General features: G+C 51.8%; 19 protein-coding genes. 2 read left to right on the top strand and 17 right to left on the bottom strand.

What is annotated here, in order from left to right:
* Positions 1-18: 18 nt before the first annotated feature.
* The 5 genes from AC4PHM_RS15300 to AC4PHM_RS15280 all read right to left on the bottom strand — a co-directional run bounded on the left by AC4PHM_RS15300 (position 19) and on the right by AC4PHM_RS15280 (position 5,032).
* Complete coding sequence (locus AC4PHM_RS15300) at positions 19-858, bottom strand: DNA-binding domain-containing protein (protein WP_492018597.1); 840 nt, start codon at positions 856-858, stop codon at positions 19-21.
* The gene (locus AC4PHM_RS15295) at positions 855-2,129 is read right to left on the bottom strand and encodes an ATP-binding protein (protein WP_492018596.1); all 1,275 of its coding nucleotides are present in this window, start codon (positions 2,127-2,129) and stop codon (positions 855-857) included. The genes AC4PHM_RS15300 and AC4PHM_RS15295 overlap by 4 nt, the downstream gene beginning before the upstream one ends.
* A gap of 156 nt (positions 2,130-2,285) precedes the next feature.
* Complete coding sequence (locus AC4PHM_RS15290; protein WP_492018595.1) at positions 2,286-3,452, bottom strand: amidohydrolase; 1,167 nt, start codon at positions 3,450-3,452, stop codon at positions 2,286-2,288.
* A 121-nt stretch (positions 3,453-3,573) separates the two neighbouring features.
* On the bottom strand, positions 3,574-4,296 hold the full coding sequence (locus tag AC4PHM_RS15285) for a hypothetical protein (RefSeq protein WP_492018594.1): 723 nt from the start codon (positions 4,294-4,296) through the stop codon (positions 3,574-3,576).
* A 13-nt stretch (positions 4,297-4,309) separates the two neighbouring features.
* Entirely contained in the window at positions 4,310-5,032 is a 723-nt protein-coding gene (locus AC4PHM_RS15280; RefSeq protein WP_492018593.1) for a DUF5058 family protein, read from the bottom strand.
* 424 nt (positions 5,033-5,456) lie between these two features.
* Here AC4PHM_RS15280 and AC4PHM_RS15275 point away from each other — a divergent pair, with 424 nt between their 5' ends.
* Complete coding sequence (locus AC4PHM_RS15275; RefSeq protein ID WP_492018592.1) at positions 5,457-7,076, top strand: PucR family transcriptional regulator; 1,620 nt, start codon at positions 5,457-5,459, stop codon at positions 7,074-7,076.
* Between the two features lie 88 nt (positions 7,077-7,164).
* On the opposite strand, the gene AC4PHM_RS15270 is transcribed toward AC4PHM_RS15275, so the two are convergent.
* From AC4PHM_RS15270 to AC4PHM_RS15215, 12 genes are all read right to left on the bottom strand, one after another.
* Complete coding sequence (locus tag AC4PHM_RS15270) at positions 7,165-8,679, bottom strand: Ppx/GppA phosphatase family protein (protein WP_492018591.1); 1,515 nt, start codon at positions 8,677-8,679, stop codon at positions 7,165-7,167.
* Between the two features lie 125 nt (positions 8,680-8,804).
* Positions 8,805-9,152, bottom strand: a complete 348-nt coding sequence (locus tag AC4PHM_RS15265) for a cupin domain-containing protein (RefSeq protein ID WP_492018590.1) — start codon at positions 9,150-9,152, stop codon at positions 8,805-8,807.
* 311 nt (positions 9,153-9,463) lie between these two features.
* Positions 9,464-9,793, bottom strand: a complete 330-nt coding sequence (locus tag AC4PHM_RS15260; RefSeq protein ID WP_492018589.1) for a type II toxin-antitoxin system RelE/ParE family toxin — start codon at positions 9,791-9,793, stop codon at positions 9,464-9,466.
* Positions 9,780-10,061, bottom strand: coding sequence for a type II toxin-antitoxin system Phd/YefM family antitoxin (locus tag AC4PHM_RS15255; protein WP_492018588.1), 282 nt, complete (start codon positions 10,059-10,061; stop codon positions 9,780-9,782). The genes AC4PHM_RS15260 and AC4PHM_RS15255 overlap by 14 nt, the downstream gene beginning before the upstream one ends.
* Positions 10,062-10,591: 530 nt before the next feature.
* On the bottom strand, positions 10,592-11,875 hold the full coding sequence (purD, locus tag AC4PHM_RS15250) for a phosphoribosylamine--glycine ligase (RefSeq protein ID WP_492018587.1): 1,284 nt from the start codon (positions 11,873-11,875) through the stop codon (positions 10,592-10,594).
* Positions 11,876-11,946: 71 nt separating this feature from the next.
* Complete coding sequence (gene purH / locus AC4PHM_RS15245) at positions 11,947-13,479, bottom strand: bifunctional phosphoribosylaminoimidazolecarboxamide formyltransferase/IMP cyclohydrolase (protein WP_492018586.1); 1,533 nt, start codon at positions 13,477-13,479, stop codon at positions 11,947-11,949.
* Entirely contained in the window at positions 13,476-14,324 is an 849-nt protein-coding gene (gene purN / locus AC4PHM_RS15240) for a phosphoribosylglycinamide formyltransferase (protein WP_492018585.1), read from the bottom strand. The genes purH and purN overlap by 4 nt, the downstream gene beginning before the upstream one ends.
* Positions 14,321-15,397 carry a phosphoribosylformylglycinamidine cyclo-ligase gene (gene purM / locus AC4PHM_RS15235; protein ID WP_492018584.1) on the bottom strand — a complete coding sequence of 359 codons (1,077 nt, stop codon included), beginning with the start codon at positions 15,395-15,397 and terminating at the stop codon, positions 14,321-14,323. Before purM ends, purN begins: the two co-directional genes overlap by 4 nt.
* A 14-nt stretch (positions 15,398-15,411) precedes the next feature.
* Positions 15,412-16,869, bottom strand: a complete 1,458-nt coding sequence (gene purF / locus AC4PHM_RS15230; RefSeq protein ID WP_492018583.1) for an amidophosphoribosyltransferase — start codon at positions 16,867-16,869, stop codon at positions 15,412-15,414.
* Between the two features lie 20 nt (positions 16,870-16,889).
* Positions 16,890-17,594 carry a phosphoribosylaminoimidazolesuccinocarboxamide synthase gene (purC, locus tag AC4PHM_RS15225; protein WP_492018582.1) on the bottom strand — a complete coding sequence of 235 codons (705 nt, stop codon included), beginning with the start codon at positions 17,592-17,594 and terminating at the stop codon, positions 16,890-16,892.
* A gap of 134 nt (positions 17,595-17,728) precedes the next feature.
* Positions 17,729-18,217 (bottom strand): 5-(carboxyamino)imidazole ribonucleotide mutase, encoded by a 489-nt coding sequence (gene purE, locus AC4PHM_RS15220; RefSeq protein ID WP_291401506.1) that lies wholly within the window; start codon positions 18,215-18,217, stop codon positions 17,729-17,731.
* Positions 18,218-18,423: 206 nt separating this feature from the next.
* Positions 18,424-22,194 (bottom strand): phosphoribosylformylglycinamidine synthase, encoded by a 3,771-nt coding sequence (locus tag AC4PHM_RS15215; RefSeq protein WP_492018581.1) that lies wholly within the window; start codon positions 22,192-22,194, stop codon positions 18,424-18,426.
* A gap of 288 nt (positions 22,195-22,482) precedes the next feature.
* On the opposite strand from AC4PHM_RS15215, the gene AC4PHM_RS15210 reads away from it, so the two are divergent.
* On the top strand, positions 22,483-23,376 hold the full coding sequence (locus tag AC4PHM_RS15210) for a LysR family transcriptional regulator (RefSeq protein WP_492018580.1): 894 nt from the start codon (positions 22,483-22,485) through the stop codon (positions 23,374-23,376).
* Positions 23,377-23,436: the final 60 nt, after the last annotated feature.

Here is a 23,436-nt window from a genome sequence, read left to right as displayed (position 1 = left end):
CGCCGGGACAGTAAACATTCATAGTTTGACGCTGCAGTAAGACAAGAGCCCGTCAATAAATTTTCCAATATTTACTTTGCCGCGCTTCTTGCTCTTTCCTCTTATGTAATCCATCTCGACTTTGATTTGCTCATAGCTGTAGAGGCTGTTTGCGAATTCGTTCAAGGTCTCATTCATGTAATCCTCAATCCCTAGGTGCGCAAGATTTGTCATGCCGATGGTCGCTGTCCGTCTGATTCTCTGTTCCATACTCTTGGTTTGATCTGTAAATTTGCCGCAAATTTCCTTCACCGTAAAATCCGTCATACTCTTTCCGTTATCGAGCAGATATTTAACGATATTGAGGATGTCCTGACTCCCCGCTTCTCCGACAATGCCAATCTTCTGAAAAATTCTTTTGATTTCCTCTTCCTTGTTGTCCCTTACAACCTCAGAAGTCAGCTCCAAAGAGGTGGCAAATATATTCTGAATCTGGCTCAAAGTTCTGCTGAGGTTGATCTTCTCCTTGACCTTCTGAATGACACTCTGGGTTTCAAGTGCATTGATGGGCTTGGAAATGTAATACTCGACGCCGCTCTGATAGGCTCTCCCTATCATTTCTTTGGAGGATACCTGCGAGATCATGACAAATTGGACGCCAGCATTTACTTTTTTCACCTCTTGAACCAAGGTGATGCCGTCCTTGCCAGGCATAAGCAAATCGACAAGGACCAAATCCGGCTTCAGCGTCAGGATCTCTTCATAGGCCTGAGCGCCGTCATTAGCCGTTCCCACGACCTGCCCCAGATCAAAATCGATTATGATATGACTCAGATGCTTCATGACATTGTTGTCATCTTCCACAATGTAAATTCTCATTGATTCGCCTCCAAATCCACCCTTGGAATGGTAATTCGAAAAGTCGTCCCTTGGCCCTTGAAGGACTCCGCCTCTATGGTGCCGCAAAGCTCTTTTTCCACTATGTTCTGAACCACACTGAGTCCCAGGCCCCTATTGATATGGCCGGTGGCATAATTGATCTTGGTTGAAAATCCCGGCGTAAAAATATGGGCTAAATCTTCCGGCTCAATGCCCGGACCCGTATCCGAAACTATAAAAAAGTGATGATCCCGATCCGCTTCATGGAGCATTTTTATTTTACCTTCTTTTGTGTCCGCTTCAACAGCATCAATGCTGTTTAACATTAAATTTCTCAAAATGGACATCAGAAAATAATGCTTAACCGTATAGAAGTTTTCACCTGTTTCAAACTCCAACTCAATCCGGCATGCCAAGCCCCTTATTTCCCGCTCCATGGAATCATAGAGAATTTTACAGATATCCTTAAACGACATTCCCCCAACCACGACCGCATCCGCTGTCAGCTCTTTAATACCCCTGACCGCCAGTTCGTATTCCTTCTTGATTTCATGGACGTCCCGGGCAATGGTGACCGCCTGCTCGCCCCAGCCCTCGCGTCTCTGGTCGAACTTGATATCCTCAAACAGGGTATAGGCATTAGTCATGACCTTCTCTATTTCTTCCATGTTCTTTTCCATCCAGTACATCTCGGACTTCAGCTGTGCCGTCAGCCAAACCAGACGGGCATATCTGACCTCGTGCTCTTCCTTAAGGAGCAGAATCTTGTAATAACGAAGACCGTTCAGCACGATCCAGATCAGAAGCGAGCGAATCAGCGCGACAAAAAACAGAGTTATGGTAATCTCAGCATCATAAGGGGAGGCGGAGACCAGGATTCTCGAGAAAATCTCGATCAGATTAGCGCCCAGGTCGCTGATAAACAGGACTATGGCGAGGCGGTTGAGTTGGTCGCTGGCTGTCCATCGGCTAAGCACCTGATAGATGATGCTGTAAAACAGATAGAACAAAATTTCAAACTGGTAGGAGACCCAAACTTCTTGGATACGCCCATAGGTCAGCGCATAGATGAAGAGTCTTAAGGCATAAACCGAAAGGCCGGAGACGACCCCAAGCTGAATGGGCTTAAGAGGCTGATCCCAGTTCAGGATCAAGACGAAAACAATGATGCCCGCAGAAATTCTAAAATCTGCGTTCAGCACACTGATGCCTATCTGCGAGGCAGCGGCGACGAGGGCTGCTGCCAGGATATAAGGTTTAAGCGCTTTCATGTTGAGCCCTCATTTCTATGCGAATAACGAACTTTTTTCGGTGAATCAAATCCAAACCATTTTAAAAGAGCCTGCAGATTGATTATATCACTCAATCTGCAGGCTGCTGAAATTATTATTTGGGGTTCAAGAGATCAGGGCACTGCGTCCGTGATCTTATTTATTCAGGAAGTCCACGGCAAATTGCACATGGAGGGCGGTGCCAAATTTGAAGTAGTCTTCATCCAATTTGAATTTTTCATGATGAGGATAGTAAATGCTGTCTTTGGCTTCGTTTTCGTAACCCAGAAGTGCAAAGGCGCCCGGCGCGTGCTGGAAGTAAAACGGCATGTCCTCTGAGCCCATTAATTTCCTGGTCTCGATATTACGCTGCGAACCGAACACTTTCTCAGCTGCTTCACTTGCAATTTGGGTCACAACTTCATCATTTCGCAGCGCAACCGCGCTCGGCTCAATATTGACCTCAACCTGAAGCTCATACATGTCAGCAATCGCTTTTGCGTGACGCTGAATGCCCGCGTGGACAATTTCTCTGACCTTTGGATCAAAGTAACGCATGGAAATGTCCAGTTCAGTATATTTTGCTACGATATTCGCCTTGGTGCCGCCAACGAACTTGCCAACAGAAAGGACTACGGACTCTAATGGATCCACATTTTTTGTGACAATCCCTTGAATGTCATTAACGAACATACACGCAGGATGAATAGTATCCTTGGCCTTGTGCGGCGCTGAACCATGGCCGGATATCCCTTCAAACTTGATGTAAATGGTGTCACAGCCTGCCATTCTGTAGCCTGGCGTCAGATCATAGTACCCAGTTTTCATGCCAGGCATGCCGTGCATGCCGAAAACCGCGTCTACGCCTTCCATACCGCCAGCAGCGATAATTTTATTCGCACCTGCAAATAACTCTTCGCCTTCCTGGAAAAAAAGTCTGACTTCACCCGGCAGTTCTTCTTTCATTTCGGAGAGAATTTTCGCTGCGCCGAGCAGCATTGCTGTATGGGCATCATGGCCGCAGGCGTGCATGACGCCTGGATTTTTCGATGTAAATGGTACTCCGGATTGTTCAATAACCGGAAGTGCGTCTGTGTCCGCACGCAGCGCGACCGTTTTGCTGCCTTTTCCGGCGTTGATTTTTGCAATCAAAGAAGTGCTTCCAGCTTTTTCATAAGAGATGCCCATAGCATCCAGTTCTTGCATTATCTTTTCCTGGGTCTTGAATTCCTGACAGCTGAGCTCCGGATTTTCATGGAAGTAACGGCGCATATCAATGACATAAGATTCGATTTCCTGAGCTTTCTTTAACATGTCTGACATCTTGATCCTCCTTCAGATGAAGGCCGCAGGCTTCATTTCTGAAGCCCGCGGCGCTTTTACGTCATTGTCTTTATTAAGTCAATCAACCAGTTTTAAACTTACAGGTTCGAAACATTAAATTTTATGCTTGTGTTGCAGTTTGTTTGGCATGATCTTTCTTTGCCATCAAGACGGAGTAAAGAATACCAAATACTGCAATCAGGCCTGTGTCCGCAAGGGATATTGGTGTTGCGATATTAGCAGGCAAGAATTTTGGCAGAAAGCGTACGATTACCATGGCCGCAGTTCCAATGGCAACTAATGCGACCAAGTTTGGCGTTTTTACCTTAGAACCCATCATAACGAGCATTGCGCCCAAAATGCCAGGCAAAGCAAAGTTAAATGAAGCCACGATTGCCGGGGGCAAGACATTGATCAGAACCTGGCCAGCGACTAGAACCACTGCCAAAACAGTTAAGTTGGTGAACGTGGATGAAATGAGGGCAAATATGCCGGCAACTTCTGCTTCTTCTGATCCTGGGGCAAGTCCAAGCGCTTCTTGAGTACCAACAATTACAGGAAGACGCATGTTGCCAATGTTGCCTGAAAGGAATGACATATAGGTTCCAGCCGGACCTAAGGTTGGGAAGTATGAAATCGGTTCAACAAACCAGACGATTCCAACAAAGCCCGCTATGGAGATCATGCCGCTGATGATGTCCGCGGAGTTTGGACGATGGCCCAGTACAAAGGTCAGATAGAGCGGAATCGTCAAGGTGCAAAGGAATGCGACTGCAATGGTAAGCTGACCCCAAAAGTGAACGTCTTTATGAAATTGCTTTGGATTTTGATTATTATTTGTCATATTATTTGCCCCCTTATCTTAAGATGGTGCCTACGACCATAGCTGCAACAACCGCGAAGCCCATTGCCCAATCTTTAAGCCATTTTTTAGAACTGTCTTTTGAGACAATTATATTTACAGCCACAACGGATAAGGCACCAGCAATCAAGGCCGCTAAAGGCGCAATAGTGACTGTTTTAGCCAAAAGACCTTTATTGATGACTTCTTTATAAGCCAGGGAAAAGAATATGATAAAAGGAGCAAAGACAGACATGTAAGCAATTGTGAGTGGATTGGCTTTTTTGACCGTTGCTTGCAGCTTATCGATATGTTTAGTCGCAAAGAATACAACAATCAACCATCCTGCGCCGCCTAATGTCATAACCCAAGCTGCTGCAGAGAGCATTTTAGGCGCAAAATCCGGTGTTCCTGCAGTACCGCCGCTGCCAATTCCAGCTGCAATCATTTCAAATGCAGCAGATCCTATGATTCCAACCCTGGCTAAAGTAAGAGGACCACCAATTTGCGCAATCAGAGCCACCGCTACGGCAAAGACCGCAAAAGCCGGACCAATGGTTCCTATGAAACCAATTTTAAAAGCTTCCTTAACTTGTTTTGGACTTATAATGGATGTTTCCTTCACGTGCTTGTTTGCCAGTCGATAGAAAATAAAGCATTGAACAACAACGTTCGCAATAATAATCAGAGCCAAAATCCACATTATTGGGTTATTTGCAATTACCAATGTTTCTTTCATAATTAACCTCCGTTTAATAAGATTTTTTCGCGAAGATGAGTTCCTGGACGAGTACGAGGGAGACAGCCTTCCATGTGGCAATCCACATCAGCGGGTCGCTGTCCATTTCAAATAATTCGTGTTCAAACCTCCTGATAAAATAATTTATAATTTCTGAATATTAAGTTATCATTTTGTAACCTTCTTTACATCGCAAAGAGATTTAGATTTGAAAAAGAAATGTGAAACAAAAACACAATTTCTCAAAAACAGTCTTACAAAGAAAATATTTTCACAAAATTGACCATTTTGGCATCTAAATCACCATTTATTTCCTAATTTTAAACAAAATTTGTGAATTCAATTTGTAAGGTGCATAAGAAACCGTTATAATAAACCTATATTTATAACTCTTTTTAATAGTTATTAACGGGAAGGTGAATGCATGGGCATTTCTGTCGCTGAAATTCTTGAAAAGGATTTCTTTAGCCAATTTACGGTTGTCGCAGGTCATAAAGGAGTCCATAAACACATACAAGGCGTCGCCGTACTGGACGCGCCGGATGGATTTGCCTTTACACGCGGCAGAGAATTCCTGATTTCATCAGGCTACGTCTTTAAACAGAAGCCTGATTTGCTGCCACCTCACATTGAATCAGGAACATTCCAGAGAATTTCTTGCGTTGGCATCAAGTTGGGCAGGTATCTCGATGAGTTCCCCGCAGACTTGATCAAGGCCTGCAACGACTATGACGTGCCGCTGCTGAGCATCCCGAAAGGCGTTCCCTGGATGGAAATCATGAATATGCTCAATGTCATTGTCATGAATAAAAATATCCAGCAGTTCAACATAGGAAAACTTCAATTCAATAACCTCTCTGACCTTTCCTATCACATCAGAAAAATTAAGCGGATTCTGACCGCCATGGAAATCGAAATGGATTTCCCTACCATGATCTACAATCTGGTCAATGACAAAGCCTTTTACAGCTCGGATCGCTTTAAGGCGATCTCCCAGGATATGAAACCAGAGGATTTCTGGAATCCCTCCTTTGATTTCAGCAAGGAAACTCTGTGCGATAATTTAAAAATGGCGAGATATCGCGTTTTTAACCCAAAGTATGAAAAGCCCTATAGCTGGATCACTGTCCCTATTACAGTGGAGAACAAAATTAAAGCCTATTTTGTAGTTTTGGAAGCCACCGGTCTGATTGACTACTTCGACCAATTTGCCCTCAGAACCGGCTACCTCCTGCTTCAGGAATTATATGAACAGATTATTGTGACTCAAAGTATTGGCGACATTGGATTTGAAAGCTTCGTCAACGCCCTGGTATCCGGAAATTTGACCAGGCCGGAGGAGATCCGCTCTCATGCGTCCGAACTTAATCTCAACCCGGACGCTGCCTATTACACCGTTGTAATCCGGCAAAACAAAAGTGAGGTTTCACTGCATCAGAACCGGGAGTTGATCCGCAGTTCCATTCGCGGCATCTTCAGCAGCTCAGAATGCAGGACCGCTCTGCTGGATGACCATCACTGCCTCCTTCTCCTTGGAAACACAGAGCACCTTGAAGAAGGCAGTTATTTGAATGAGTTGAAGGCCAAGCTCAAAAAGCTTAACCAGCGCCTGGTCCTGGACTTGGAAGGCGGCGTGTTTGAGTTTGGCGTGTCAGATCTGCCAGGCATCATTCACGAGCTGGACAGAAACTACCATAGGTGCTTGAGAGCACTGGATATGGGCAAGCTGATCAGTCCGGACTGCGCGTATTTCAGGTACTCACAGTTAGGCGCTCTGGCATGGATCGACGTGCAAGGGGATGAAATCGAGATTATGATGCGCGACCTCAACAAGCTTCGCGCCAGGGATGACTCCGGCCAGCTGATCGAGACACTCAAAGCTTATCTGGAGTGTCGTATGAACTTCAGCAACACCGCCAAAAAGATGTTTCTCCACATCAACACCGTGAGAAAACGCGTGGAAGAAATTGAGGACTTGCTGCCTGTGGATCTCGAAGACCCCTCCATTCGCCTCAGGCTGGAGCTGCTGCTCAAATTGATTTAAGGATTACAAAAAATTTTAGCCGATGGTGTCTTGGACGGACACCATCGGCTTAATCTCTTTTTTGCATTATTGTATTATGTTGAGGATTTCACGCCCGCACCACCCGCATCTTCAGGCCATAAGCCTTCTCAAAATCCTCCGCAATACGCATGGTCGCCACACACTCAAGCTCCGTGTCCTTCTCCGACACCAGCCGAATCACCACTTCGCCGTTACCCGGCGTCACCACGAGGTCGTCCACCACCTGGGACTCACTCCGGTCGATCCGCTCGGCGATCTGCAGCAGTACTGCCAGCCGTCTGAGGCGGTCCATGGTCTCTTTGCCCATGACACCCCGGTACCGGTCCAGGTCCTCCTTCAGCTTGGACTCCCGGTGGTGCCCTACCAGAAACGCGACCTTGACAATCTCCTCGTTGGTCAGGCCGCAAAGCCTTGCGTTCAACGCCAGGTAAAACCCATGCCTGTGGTGATTGTAGTACTCAATGTGCATCCCAATGTCGTGGAGATGACTGGCGGCGTCCAGGAGCTTTCGTTCATCATCGCTGAACGGCCCCAGAAGCCTCAGGGCGTCAAACAGGCGCAGGGTCAGTTTCCGCACGTGTGCCGTGTGGGGATTGTCGACGTTGAAGCGCTTGCGGACGTTTTCGAGGCTGTGATCCAGGACGGAGGGCACGACCATCGGCAAATTCTTTTCTTTGAAGTAGCGGCTGAAAAACAAGCCTTCCCGCAGGCCGTTGCCGCTGACGACAAACAACTCCAGGGCCAAGACATTCGCGAGGACTTTCAGGGGCAGGACGCCGCCGGCTATGATGTCCGAGCGGTCCTTGCCTATGCCGGGGAGGTCGGCGACTTTGTCCGGCGGGGTTTTGACAATGTCCGCAAGTAAGGCTTCGAGGTCGCTGCCGGGCATTCTGTAATTGTGCAGGCTGACGGTGGAAAGGGGGTCCTTGCCCCGGTGGACTTTGGCCACGCTGCGCAGTGAGCCGCCCAGGCCAACGACAGGCAGACCTTTGGCTTCCTTCAGCCATGGGACCTCCTTGTAGGCCTTTCGGATGAATTTTTCCGCTTTTTCAAGGCCTTTTAGGCGGTTTGCGTCGCTGAGGTAGCGCTCTGTCAGGATGACGCTGCCGAAGGGCAAAGAGATGGATTCTCTGATTTCCCGGTTGACGACCCAGGCCAGCTCGGTGCTGCCGCCGCCGGTGTCGATCATGAGGAAATCCTTGAGGTCAATGGTATTGACGACGCCCAGGTAGTCGTAGTAGGCCTCGTCGTGACCGCTGATGACCTCGAAGGTCATTTGGTGCTCGCGCTGGGCCGCGCCCAGGAAGTCGGAAGAATTGGAGGCCTGCCGGACTGCGGCGGTGGCGACCGCAACGACTTTGGTGACCCCATAGGCGTCGATGAGCTGGTTGAAGAGCTTGATGGCGTTCAGAGTTCTGGCTATGGGCTCGGGTTTGAGGGTGCCGCCGTCGGCTAACCCCTCCGAGAGCCGGACCATGACCTTGGCCTGGTCCACCAGGCTGTAGGAGCCGTTCTTATAGACGTTGACTATGTTCATGCGCACGGAGTTGGACCCGAGGTCGATGATGCCATACCGTTCCATGGCGGTACCCCCTTTATAGGTAGAAACCCTTCGCGCTCTGGTGGGAGCTCGAAGGGTTTTGATTGGTTGTTTTGGATCGCCGGATCGGGCGCTGCAGTTTCTAGTGCGGCGTCCCTGTGCTGCGTCTAGTAATGGCCCTCATTAGGGACAATACAGATGAACTTGAGCGGCTTGTCCGTCAGGTTTTTGAACTGGTGGAGCTCACCGCTTGGCACGTAGGCATAGGAGCCGGCCTCGATAGGGTTTTCCTTGTCGTGTAGGAACAGGGTTCCGGAGCCTTCAAGCACATAGTTGATGTGCGGCCAAGGATGGGTGTGGCGCGGCGTGTAGCCATAGCCTTCAATCTCAAATACGCGCATGACATGGTCCGTCCAGCCTTCTTCTTTGGAAACCGGAACCTTCATGACAGCGCCTTTAACCTCAGGGTTGATGATGGGCTTGCCTTCAAGATCGTTGATATGGCCTATTGGCATGGGATCACCTCTGTGTTGGATTTTATTTGGGGTGGCGACTGTGTTTTGTCTGGTGTACATAGGACCTCGAACAGCATCCTCACATAAATAGTCTATACCACAATTTGGCCAACCGTAAACCTAAATTGCGCGAGAATTGTAGTGGGTGACAGGCACCGGTATGAGTTTGGGGACGCGGACAAAAACGAAACTGGTGACGCGGACAGCTTTGAATTTGGTGCCAGAGCTTAGTGTAAATTTTCACTTTCAAACAAAAATAATAGCCGTTAGACCCGCGAAATCCCAATGCATGATCTAACGGCTATTTTTACTTAATACCTGATTAACCACCTATAGTCCTGTCTGCAATCCATGATCCAATCTACAAAGACAAACTGCTCTTTGGCCTGATAAAGGATGAGATACCTTTTCTCAATGACCATTTTCCGATATTTGTTGGCTGGCAAAAAATCAGTTGATATAAAGGGATGTCTCTCAGGAAAGTGTGATAAAGTCCGAATTGAATCCAACAGCAAGGTTTTAATTTTTCTGGCTGCATCCGCGTCAGCTTGAGCTAAAAATCGAATGTGTTCAATCAGCATTTGACGAGCAGCATCCGAGATGATCACCGTGTATTCATTATCATTATCACTTCTTCTCATACTCGGCCTCATCCAAAATGCGGTCCAATTCCTGTTCTAATGCCTCAAGTGTAACACCTATTTTTCCCGCTGATCTTTCTTCTTCAACCATCAGGAGTTTTTCCCTAAGTGCCAGCATCTTCTCACGCTTGACGAAGGAGGACAAATCCATAACCACGAGATCCCCTTCGCCATTCTTGGTCAGATAAACGGGCTCACCGGTTTCTCTGCATAAATCAGCGATTTCATTGTAGTTTTGACGAATACTGGCTGAAGGTTTAATGATCATGATGATGCCCCCTTAAAAGCAATAGCAGTTTATAGTTATAATTCTACTATTATTTTACTACAAATCGCCCATTTTGTTCACACCCAAATCAAAATAATTTTCTAACCCTAAATTGTTTGAGAATTGTAGTGAGTGACAGGCACCAGTTAATATTTGGGGGCAATAGGCGCAAGCCGCGCGGACAAAAACGAAACAGGTGACGCGGACAGCTTTCAATCTGGGGGCAATAGGCCATAGCCGCAGAGCTAGTACCCTGTAAATTCTAAAACTATAACATACAACTGCGGTAAAATTTCGAAGTGCAAGGCGGAGGAAGTAGCGATACTAGGCAGTATCGCGGATAACGACAACGCAGCAATGCGGAATTTTAACCTGTTGAATGTCGAGTTTTAGTGTTTACAGGGTATTAGGTGTAAATTTACACTCCACTTCCAACCGAAAAAAGGAAAGACCGGATGTAAGCGGCGTTCTAGCCGCCGGCACCTGGTCCTTCCTTTTAACCATACCTTACAAATAGCCTTCAAAAACCCCTAAAACTTCGCAATATCTTTCCTGCAATACTTATTTCCAAACCGAATCATTTCCGCGCCTTGATATGCCTTCTTACGAGCGCTGTCCAGGGTATCACCCACTGCGGTAACCGTGACCACACGACCACCTGAAGTCACAGCTTTTCCATCCTTCAGAACAGCGCCGCCAAAGAATGCTGTCACCTCCGGCATAAATTCAGTCTGCGTCCCAGGAAAATCGAGCTCCATTCCCGGCTCAAACTCATCCGGATAACCCATAGAAGCCAGAACAACTGAGACGGCTGCCTTCGGCGTCCATGCCAGTTTCAACGTACTCAGCTTACGATAATGCAGCGCCAGCAAAACATCCACAAAATCGCTGTCCAGTCTCGCCATCAAAGACTGCGTTTCCGGATCACCAAAGCGGACATTGTATTCCAGGACCTTGATCCCGTCAGCAAGACCAGTCGGACAGGATTCATCGATCATAAGACCAATAAATATGATCCCCCTGAAATCAAAACCCTCTGCCTGCAGCCCCTTTAAGGTCGGCTGAAGCACCCGGGCCTCAATGTCCGCCATCAAAGCCGCATCCACAAACTTACTCGGCGAATACGACCCCATGCCGCCGGTGTTCGGACCGAGATCCGCATCAAAAATCTTCTTGTAATCCTGGGCAGTCTCCAGCGGCAATATAGTCTCACCATCCACCAGACAAATAATCGACGCCTCAAAGCCCTTCAGAAACTCCTCCAGCACCACCGTATGACCGGATTCCCCAAAGCGGCCCTCCAGCATCATCTCCGCCAAAGTTTGCTCCGCCTCTTCATAGCTCTGAGCAATGATGACCCCTTTGCCGGCGGCGAGACCATCGGCTTTAATCACGACCGGGAGCGCGTAGCTGCGCAGCGCCGCCTTCGCAGCTTCCACGTCCGTAAACACGCCATACCCCGCCGTCGGAATCTGGTACTTCACCATGAACTCCTTGGAAAAAGCCTTGCTGCCCTCCAGCTGCGCCCCTGCCCGGTCCGGACCAATAATGACCAGCCCCGCCTCGCGGAACGCGTCGACCACACCAGCCACCAAAGGCACTTCAGGCCCCACCAGGGTCAAATCGATCTTTTCTTCCAGCGCAAACGCCTTGAGCGCCTCCACTTCTGACACGCCAATTGCCACGTTTTTCCCGACCAGGGCCGTTCCAAAATTCCCCGGCGCAAAGAAAAGGCTTGGCGCGTGATTACTTTTCGACAGCCTCCAGCCCAAAGCATGCTCTCTCGAGCCATTGCCAATTACCAAGATCCGCATGAATCTACCTCCCGGTGGTATAGTCGTAAAATTGTTGATTCGTCAAAACCAATTATTGCATCCCAGATTGGTTAGTGCTTGAAATGTCTCACATCTGTAAAGACCATTGCGATTCCGTACCGGTTGCACGCCTCGATCACCTTGTCATCATTGACAGAACCGCCCGGCTGTATAATCGCTGAGATCCCAGCAGCCGCAGCAGACTCCACCGAGTCCGCAAATGGGAAGAAAGCATCCGACGCCAGGGCGCCGCCCTTGGCTCCAGCACCCGCCTGTTTCAAGGCTATCTCCGCAGCACCGACGCGATTGGTTTGTCCCGGTCCTACGCCCAAAGTCACGCCGCCCTTGGCGACCACAATGGCATTGGACTTCACATGACGGCAAATGCTCCAGGCAAAGCGCAGGTCATGCATCTCATCCTCAGTCGGGATGCGGTCCGTGACGACCTTGAGCTCCATGCCCACCGGCTCCGAGTCCACCTGCTGAATCAGCAGGCCGCCCTCGATCCGCTTGAGATCATAAGCATCCTCAAAGGTCTGGTTCGTAGGCAGCGTCAGCAGCCGGATATTCTTCTTGGCCTTCAGAACCTCCAGTGCTTCCTCCGCAAACGCCGGCGCCACAATAATCTCAAGGAAAGTCTTCGACATCTCCAGCGCCGTCTCCCTGTCGACCTTGCGATTTAGAGCCACAATGCCCCCAAAGATGGACACCGGATCCGCGTCATGGGCTTTGACATAAGCCGTCGCCAAATCGTGACCCACCGCCACGCCGCAAGGGTTCGTATGCTTGACCGCCACAGCCGCCGGCTCCACAAACTCACGCACCATGCGAACTGCCGCATCCAGGTCATTCAAATTATTGAAAGAAAGTTCTTTTCCGTGAAGCTGCACAAAGTCTGTCGATGCACCAGAAGCAGGCAGGGCATCCTTCAGGAACCACGCGTTCTGATGCGGGTTCTCACCATAACGCAGAGGCTGCACCACATCAAAGGGCAGCGTCAGGGTGCGGCCAAAGCCCTCAGGCCGGAAAGTCTTTGCCAAAAATGACGCGATCATGGCATCATAGTGCGAGGTATGCTCAAACACTTTCAGCGCCAGACGCGCCCGCTCATCCGTCGGGATGGCCTCACCTCGCTCAAGAGGCTCAAGAACCATCTCGTAATCCATAGGATCACACAAAACAATAACGTCATTATAATTCTTCGCCGCAGAACGCAGCATAGTTGGCCCGCCAATATCTATGTTTTCAATAATATCTTCCAAAGTCGAATCCGGCTTCTGAACCGTCGCCCGGAACGGATACAGGTTCACCGCCACGAGGTCGATCATCTCAATGCCCAGCTTCATGGCCTCGCGCTGATGTTTTTCCGAATCGCGGCGAGCCAGAATCCCCCCATGAACCGCCGGGTGCAAGGTTTTGACGCGCCCGTCGAAGCACTCCGGAAAACCCGTCGCCTCGCTGACTTCCGTCGCTTTGACACCCGCCTCCTGAAGCACTCTATAAGTACCGCCCGTCGACAGAATTTCATACCCTATGGCCGCAAGGCGCATGCCCAACTCGACCACGCCGTGCTTGTCACTGACGCTGATTAATGCTCTTCTCACGCTTCAGACCTCCCAAATTTCTCCGCGATCAACTTTCCAACCGCTTCGACCAATGTTTGATGCTCCACAGGCTGCAGCCTGGCATAGAGCGATTCCGGCGAATCCCCCGGCAACACCGGGACCTTTCGCTGCATCAGAATCCGGCCGGTATCCACGCCCTCATCCACCAGGTGAACGGTAACGCCGGTCTCTGTATCCCCAGCCGCCAGGACCGCTTCATGGACATGGTGCCCGTAAAAGCCCTTGCCGCAGTATTTCGGAATCAGGGACGGATGAACGTTCACAATCCGGTCCTGGTATTTCGCAATAATGCCCGCCCCAAGAATCCCGAGGAATCCCGCCAGGACAATCACGTCAGCCTCGACTTCCTCCAGAAGCGCCAGGATTTTCTGTTCGCGCTCTTCAGGTGACCCTGCCTTTCGATCGATCATTTCGCCACGGATCCCGTGCTTTTCAGCCCGCTCCAGCGCATAGCAACCCGGCCGGTCTGCCATAACCAGAACTATTAGTGCGTTTAGCCGATGGTTCCCCTCGGTCACTCGGTTCCTTTCAGTCACTCGGTTCCTTTCAGTCACTCGGTTCTCTTCCGCAGCGTCAATCAGCGCCTGCAGATTGGTCCCGCCACCGGACACGAAAACGGCGATCCGCGGCCGCCCATTCACAGAAGAATGAGCGCCGCCCGCCGTTACGTCAGAATCCAGGGTGGAGTTGGATGAATGAGTGCCGTCAGGTGACCAAGCGCCGTCAGGTGACCAAGCGCCGTCAGGTGACCAAGCGCCGTAAGGCGACCAAGCGCCGTAAGGCAACCTAGTGCCGCCCTCTTTGTCTTGAAAAGCGCTGATCATAAAATCACGCGGTCCTTACCGGCAGACACCTTGACAATCTCACCGATCTTATACGCTTCGTAGCCTTCAATGGCAAGGGCTTCAAGGGCCTGAACCGCATTCTCAGCGGAGAGCACCACCATGAACCCAATACCCATGTTAAAGGTCCCAAAAAGCTCAGCCGGGGTCAGACCCGCTCTGGCTTCAATGAGATTGAAAATTTCCGGACGTTTCCAGGCAGTAGTGTTAATGGCAACACCAAGGCCTTCCGGCAGCATGCGCGGCACGTTTTCCTGAAAGCCGCCGCCGGTGATGTGGCACATGCCCTTCAAGTCAAAGCGGGGCATCAGCACACGAACTTCCGGTGCATAAATACGGGTTGGCTCAAGGAGCATTTTGGTGATGGCCTTCGCGTTATCCGTTGCCTCTGGCGCGGCAATTTCCTCTGCGAAGAGCTTTCTGAGCAGGGAATAGCCGTTGGAGTGCGCACCGCTGGATGGAAAACCGAGGACCACGTCCCCTTCCTGAATCCGCTCGCCGGTGATGATCTCGCTCTTTTCAACGACACCCACGGCAAAGCCCGCTAGGTCATACTCACCTTCAGCGTAGAAGCCAGGCATTTCAGCGGTTTCGCCGCCCAGCAGCGCAGCGCCCGCCTGACGGCAGCCGTTGCTGACGCCTTTGACGATTTCTGCAGCTTGCTCCGCCTTCAGCTTGCCTGTCGCGATGTAATCCAGGAACAGCAGCGGTTGGGCGCCCTGACAGAGAATGTCGTTAACGCACATAGCCACCAGGTCAATGCCCACGGTGTCATGGCGATCCAGAGAAAAGGCCAGCTTAAGCTTGGTGCCTACGCCGTCTGTACCGGCGACGATAACCGGCTCAGTGAATTTTCCGCCCAGGGTCATCATGCCGGCAAAGCCGCCAATGCCACCGATTACGCGGCTGTCATGAGTGGTTTTCACATATTTTTTCATCAAATCCACGGCGCGGTAGCCCTCTTCCACGTCTACCCCCGCGGCCTTGTAAGCGTCTCTTTTCAAGTCTTTTGAATCCTGTGTCTCATTTTTATCTTTAACATCTGGCTGCGACATGGCACACTTCCTCCTTATCGTTTCTCGAACTGGAATTTGTCAGCGGATTCCGGGACCGCCGTTGGATAATCGCCGTTGAAGCAGGCCAGGCAGATCCCGCTTTCGGACAGCGCCTCTGGATTCGGCACCGCGTCGAGCAGTGGCGTGGCTTTTAGGCCGATGGCTTTCTTAAGTCCTTCAGGAGACAAATAGCCAAGTGTGTCAACGCCAATGCGTTTCCCGATTTCCTCAACCGTCATCTGAGCCCCAACCAGGTTCTGGCGGCTCGGCGTATCGATGCCGTAGAAGCACGGGTAGGCCACCGGCGGCGACGTGATGCGCATGTGCACCTCCTTGGCCCCTGCGTCTCTCAACATCTGGACGATTTTCTTGCTGGTGGTGCCCCGGACTATGGAGTCGTCAATCATGACGACGCGTTTGCCCGCAATATTTTCCTTTAGAACGTTGAGCTTCAGGTGGACCGAGAGCTCGCGCATCTTCTGGTCCGGCTGGATGAAGGTTCTGCCCAAATATTTGTTCTTGATGAGGCCTATGCCCAGAGGAATGCCGGAGGCTTCCGAGTACCCTATGGCCCCGCTGGTTCCGGAATCCGGTACGCCTATAACCACATCCGCCTCAATGGGATGTTCTATGGCCAGGGTGCGTCCGGCGTTGCGGCGGGACATGTAGACATTGACGCCGTCAATGGTGCTGTCCGGTCTGGCAAAGTACACATATTCGAAAGCACAGACGGCGCGTCTGGCGGCTGGTGCGAATTGAAAGCTTTCAATGCCTTTGTCGTCGATGAGAATGACTTCGCCGGGCTCCACGTCCCGGATCGGGGCAGCGCTTAGGACATCCAGTGCGCAGGATTCGGAGGCCAGGACGTAGCCACCATCGGCTAACTGCCCTAAGATGAGGGGGCGGAGGCCGTTGGTGTCGCGAACGCCAATAAGCTTGTCCTCGAAGAGGATGGTGAGGGAAAATGAGCCTTGGAGCTGCTTCAGGGCGTCGGTCAGACCTTCCTTCAGGCCAAGCTTGAAGTTTCGGGCGATCAGAGCTGCAATGACTTCAGAGTCTATGGAGGTCTGGAAAATGGCGCCGTCGTCCTCGAGCCGGTCGCGGATCTTGCCTATGTTGACCAGATTGCCGTTGTGGGCGAGAGCGATCGAACCGCCTCGGTACTTGACCACCAGAGGCTGGGCATTGGCGACGTTGGAGTCCCCCGTCGTCGAATAGCGGACGTGACCAACGGCGGCAGTGCCATGAAGCTTCGCCAGGGTCTCGTTGGAAAAGACCTCCTGGACCAGACCCATGTCCTTGTAGTATTTGATGCTGTCGTTTTTCACCGCGATGCCCGCGCTCTCCTGGCCGCGGTGCTGCAGCGCGATGAGCCCATAGCAGGCCATGGACGCAATGTGATCCGCGTCGCTCGTGTAGAGGCCAATGACCCCGCACTCTTCACCAAGCTTATCCCACTTCATTTCACACATTTCCAGCGCTCCTATCCTTATTAGTTGTCAAGGCGCTTGAGGATTTCCTGGTAAGCTTCTTCAATATTGCCGAGGTCACGTCTGAAGCGGTCTTTGTCGAGTTTTTCGCCCGTTGCAGCGTCCCAGAGACGGCAAGTGTCAGGAGAAATTTCGTCGGCGAGAATGACTTGGTCGCCATAAAGGCCAAATTCGAGTTTGAAGTCGACGAGGGTAATGCCTCTGGCTTTGAAGAAAGCGGTGAGGAGCTCGTTGATTTTAAGGGCGTATTTTTTAATTTGAGCCACTTGATCAAGAGTTGCCAGTTCCATGGCTTGAATGTGGTCTTCGTTGATCTGTGGATCACCGAGGGAATCATCTTTCAAGCAGAACTCGAGGATCGTAAATGGCAGCTGCTTTCCTTCCGGAATACCAAGTCTCTTGGTGAGGGAGCCGGCTGCGATATTTCTGACCAACACTTCCAGCGGCATAATCTTGACAGCTTTGACGAGGACGTCGCGGTCGCTGAGGCGCTTGACGAAGTGGGTCGGGATGCCTTCTGCTTCCAGCATCGTGTAGAGGCCTTCACTGATTTTGTTGTTCAGGATGCCCTTGTCGTGGATGGTCCCTTTTTTCTTGCCATCAAACGCTGTCGCGTCATCTTTGAACTCGATAATGTAAAGTCTTTCGTCATCTGTTTTATAAACACGCTTCGCCTTTCCCTCGTACATCATTTCACGCTTTTCCATTTAAACAAATCCTCCTCAAAGAGATATTCTTAGTAAACAAGTTACAATGTTCGTTTTTCATCAAAATGACACGGCGCTTCCAACGCGACAGTTCGCCATCACCGACCAGACCCGCCTCTCCAAATGCCCTTGCCTTACTTGCGAAGCCCCTGAATGGACGCATCCGCCGCCACGACGTCCTGACGCATCTTCTCGCGGAAGGCCTTCAGGCGCTCGCGCACTTCAGGATACTTGACGCTGACGATCTGCGCCGCCAGGATGCCCGCGTTGTCGCCACCGTTGACCGCCACCGTTGCCACCGGAATGCCGGAAGGCATCTGAACGATAGACAGCAGCGAGTCAAACCCATCCATAAAGCTGCTCTTGATTGGAAGTCCAATAACCGGAAGCACCGTGAACGCCGCGATCACACCCGGCAAATGCGCTGCTTTGCCAGCAGCAGCAATGATAGCCTCAAACCCATTTTCTTCAGCTTTTGCAACAAAGCTCATGACTTCATTCGGCGTACGGTGCGCTGACATGACTCTCATTTCCGCTTCAATCCCAAACTGCTCAAGGGCTTCCGCCGCCTTTGACACGACTTCAAGATCCGATTTGCTTCCCATGATAATTGCAACTTTCATTGAACACCCTCCCAAAACACGAACATTTTACTGTTTTATCGACATTAACGTTCTTAATTTAACTTTATTCTACCCCACATCCAGCGTCTTATCAAGACCATATCGGCAAATTTAGCGGTTCGATCAGTAAAAGTCAACGACCTCATCGTGACCTGTTTTCTTTATTCGAACCGCTAATCTGCGCCCATTCTCCAGTTGAACACACTTTACTTATTAAAGTAATCAACGCCAGCCTCAAAAATCTCCATGTCATACTGACCCGGCACATTCAAATAGGTGTGAGACGTCATCCGCTCCGAGTGGCCCATCTTGCCCAGCACCCGGCCATCCGCGCTCACTAGCCCTTCGACACCAAAGGCAGAGCCATTGAGGTTGTGGCCCCTGGAATACACCGTCGCCACCTGGCCCGCCGCCAGCAGCGCCTCGAACTGCGCTTTACTGGCAAAGAAACGCCCTTCACCGTGGGACAAAGGCACATTGTAACGCACGCCCTCAGACGCCCGCGCCAGCCACGGCGACTTCTTGGACACCACTTCGATCTGCACCATCTTGGAAATGTGCTTTCCACACTGATTGTACGTTACCGTTGGATCCTCAGGCCCAAGGTCCCGGATCTCGCCGTATGGCAGCAGCCCCAGCTTGATCAGCGCCTGGAACCCGTTGCAAATCCCCAGCATCAAGCCGTCCCGCTGCTTCAGCAGCGTCATGGTCGCCTCTTTAATCCCCGCGTTCTTGAACACCGAGCTGATAAACTTGCCGGATCCATCCGGCTCGTCCCCGGCGCTGAAGCCCCCCGGCAGCGCGATCATCTGTGCTTTTTCTATAGCCTTCACATAGGCCTCAATAGACGCTTCCACGTCCGCCAAGTTCCTGTTTCTGAAGATGATCACTTCAGCCTCGGCCCCCGCCCGTTCAAAGGCCCGCGCCGTGTCGATTTCGCAGTTCGTCCCCGGGAACGCCGGAATGAACACTCTAGGCTTCACCCCTCTGAGAATGTTGATCTGTGATCGATCTTCCCCAAAAAGCACTTCCCGCTTCTCCTTCTTCTTACCGGCAGGTGGCACTTCTGCCGCAAGAGGCGAATCCGCATAAGGCTTGCAGCGCGGGAACACACTGTCCAGTGGCTCCAGCCACGCCGTCTCAATCTTCTTAAGATCCACACCGCCGCCCTGGGCGTTAATACGGTAAGTACTTTGTGTCTCGCCGAGCATCAGCCAATCTGCCGGCATGACATCCGCACTGGCAAGGTCAATTTCAAGGATCAGAGCACCAAAGCCCGCCTTAGGCAATTCCTTTGAGCTCAGCTTAACGCCAAGGCCGTTGCCGACACCCATCTTAAAGAGGTTATCGAGCACGCCGCCCTCTTCCACGACAGAAGCAGACAGTACGACGCCATGCTCAATCAGCGACTGAGCTTCCTTCAGTCTGGCCGCATAAGCCGCGAGATCCGGCAGTCCCGCCGCGTCTCTGGCCACATCTGCCATGTAGACCGTGCTGCCCTCGGATTTGAAGTCTGTGGAGACGACGTTTTTCACATCCACAGCTGCTGCCGCGAAGGCAATCAGCGTTGGCGGCACATTCAGATCTTTAAAGGTGCCGGACATGGAGTCCTTGCCGCCTATGGCCCCAAGACCAAACGCGTCCATGGCGTACAAAGCGCCTAACAAAGCTTTGAAAGGCTTCTGCCACTTCAGCGGGTCTGACCCCAGCCGCTCAAAATACTCCTGGCAGGACAGGTGAATGCGTTCGAGCTTCGCCCCTGTGAGCACCGCCTTAGCCACCGCTTCAGCCACGGACATGGCGCCGCCCACAAACGGATCCCGGTCCAGCGCTTTCAATGCATAGCCTGCGCTCATCACTGTGCCTGTCAAAGAAGTACCATCAGCCGATGGCAGCTTGGCCACCATGGACATGGACGGCGACATCTGCCGCGCGCCGCCAAACGGCATCAAAATGGAATAAGCGCCAACCGTATTGTCAAAATTTTCGACGAGGCCAATTTGAGCCGCGCCGTTCAAGTCCGTTACCGCTGCCAACAGGGCCTCTTCCGCCTCTTCCGCTGACATGATGACCTTGTCCCCAGCTTCTCCCGAGCCCTCTCCAGGCTTAGCCCCAGGCACCTCAGTCACCTTGATGACCTGGCTTCTGCTGGCACCGCTGGAATCGATAAAGTCGCGGTCCAGTTCCAGAACGACCTCGCCCTTCAGGAACATGCGGAGTTTACCGGAATCCGTCACCTGTGCAATTTCATAAGCATCGAGGTTTTCTGCTGCCGCTAACGCCACAATGGCCTCCACATCCGCAGGATCCACGACCACCGCCATGCGCTCCTGAGACTCTGAGATCGCCAGCTCTATGGCCCCAAGACCCGGATATTTCGTCTTTACTGCATCCAGCTGGATGTCCAGGCTGTCCGCCAATTCCCCAACGGCCACTGACACGCCGCCGGCGCCAAAGTCGTTTGACTTCTTGATGCGCTTGGCGAAGTCTGCCGTGCTGAAGAGCCTTTGGAGTTTGCGTTCTTCCGGCGCATTGCCGCGCTGGACTTCAGAAGCGCAGGTCGCTAGGCTGGACTCGTCGTGCTCCTTGGAAGAGCCCGTCGCACCCCCAAGGCCGTCAATGCCCGTCTTGCCGCCAATAAGGAGGACTTTGTCGCCAACCGCCGGCTGAAGTCGCTTCACGTTTTCCGCCGGTGCCGCACCGATAACCGCACCCACCTCCATGCGCTTCGCTTTGAAGCCCTCATGATAGTATTCGCGGATATAACCTGCAGGCAGGCCAATCTGGTTGCCGTAGGAAGAAAAGCCCTTCGCCGCACCCCGGGTGATGACCCTTTGAGGCAGCTTTCCAGGCAAAGTTTTATCAAGACTCTCCGTTGGATCTCCGGAGCCGGTGATGCGCATGCCCTGGTAGACATAGCTGCGTCCCGAGAGCGGATCCCGGATCGCGCCGCCCAAACAGGTCGCCGCGCCGCCAAAAGGCTCGATTTCCGTAGGGTGGTTGTGGGTCTCGTTCTTGAACATGACTAAGTAAGGCTTGGTCTCGCCGTTTTCAAAGGCCGCGTCCACCATAAAGGTCGCTGCGTTGATCTCGTCCGACACCTCAACATCCGCAAGGCCGCCCTGCTTTCGCAGCCAACGAGCCTGAATGGTCGCCAGATCCATGAGGGACTCGGGTTTGGAAGTCGCAATGTCTGCGCGCTTTTGTCTATATTTGTCATAAGCTTCCAGAAGCGGGCCATAGGTCGCCTCGGAGAAGTCAATATCCTTCAGCTCGGTCATAAATGTCGTGTGACGGCAGTGATCTGACCAGTAAGTATCCAGAACCTTGAGCTCGGTCATCTTTGGATCTCGGCCGGCCGTGTTCTTGAAATAGGCCTGAACCATAGCCAGATCTTCGCTCGACATGGCGAGGCCGTGTGACGCGAGGAAACCCTCCAGCGCGTCTTCTGTAAGGTCTCTAAAACCTTCGAGAACCTCAACAGGCGGCGCGTCAGGCTGAATCACCTCCGCCGGGCATAGCTCAACCAGTGAAATTTCCATGGCCTCGACCGGGTTGATCAGGAAGCGTTTAATCCCCTGCACTTCATCCGCCGAAAGAGGCCGCTCACTCTTCAGGCGCACCGCCTTAAAGGAAACCACGTGGGGATCCTGCCCCAGCTTCAGAATGGTCAGAAGCTGCACCGCGGAATCCGACCGCTGGTCATACTGCCCCGGCAGCAAACGATAGGCAAACGCCGTCTCGCCAGCTTCCGGCATCCAGACGTCGCTGACCAGGTCCACGTTGGGCTCGGAAAACACGTGCTGCACCGCCTGAGCCACTTCCGCAGGCTCCAGGCCAAAGATGTCATACCCGTTGTAAACCTCTGCCTTTTTCACCGCGCCAATCTTCAAAAAGTCCCTGATCTGGCCGGTGAGCCCGGCGCTCTCCACGTCCAGCGCCTCGATTTTTCGGACAAACTTTCTCACACCTTGCATGATTTTCCTCCTTGTTGGTTATGTTGATCATGTCCGGCACGCGCCGGAGCTTCCTTATGACGACAATGGCGTTGATAATGGGTTGGGGGTTCAGGGACCATCGGCAAAGCCCTCTTTTTAAAGATTTTTCTGCCGATGGTTCCTTCCCCACCACCCCGCATTCACGACTATTTACATTCGTACCCCGATGATTGTTCTCGATTGTTCTCGATTCTTCTTGATTGTATCATCAGATCTTTTATAATAATAATTAATTATAGTAATCAAAATCATAAGGAGCGCTAATGCATGAATTCCATGGATCTTTATAATGTCTTCTACTACGCGGCCCTTCACGAGAGCTTTACACGGGCCTCAGAAGTCCTCTTCGTCACACAGTCCTCGGTTAGTCAGTCCATCCGGCAGCTGGAGACCGCCCTGGGGATGCCGCTGTTTTACCGGAAGGGGCGCACCGTTTCGTTGACGGCCGCGGGCGAGACCCTCTTCGACTTTGTCAGCCAGGCCATCAAAAGCATTGAAAAAGGTGAAAAAGAGTTGCTCAGGCTGCAGGGGCTGGATCGCGGGCATCTGCAGATTGGGGCCAGCGATACGCTCTCCCGGTATATTTTGATGACGCCGCTGCAAGCTTTTCACCGGAAATATCCCAATATCCGGCTGTCGATCCAGAACCGACCATCACCGGTATCGAAGTCCCGCGTTCGGGAGGGTGCCCTGGACCTGGCCCTCGTGAATCACACCGGTGCCCTGGAGGACAAGGACCTGGTCTACCTGCGGCTGGCTTCAGAGAAGAATGTTTGGATTTCTTCTGCGGATTACGCCGGGACCCACGGGCTGCTCGGGCGGTCACTGAGCCTTTCTGAGCTGGCCGGGCACCCTTTGGTCACCCTTGAAAAGAACTCGACGACCCGCCGGCTCTTGGACGATTTTTTGGCACGCCATCAGATCCACCTCGAGCCGGAGTTTGAGTTCGGCAGCGTGGACCTCATTGTGGACATGATCGCCAGCGGGGTCGGGATTGGCTTCGTGCCGAGGATGGCCATGCAAAATGCGCCTGAATCCCTGGTGATTCTGGCGACCGAGGAGCCGGTTCCGTCCACAGATCTCTGTCTGATTCACAGCCGCCATCTGCCACTGACCAGCGCTGCGGAGGCGTTCCTGGAGGTTATGCGGGGGGCGTTTTAAGGACATGGAAAAGAAGTCACCCACAAATTTATGTTAAATTTGCGGGCGACTTCTTTTTTC

Source organism: Acidaminobacter sp. QWL-03, assembly GCF_058683855.1.
This window is presented reverse-complemented; position numbering and strand designations above follow the sequence as displayed.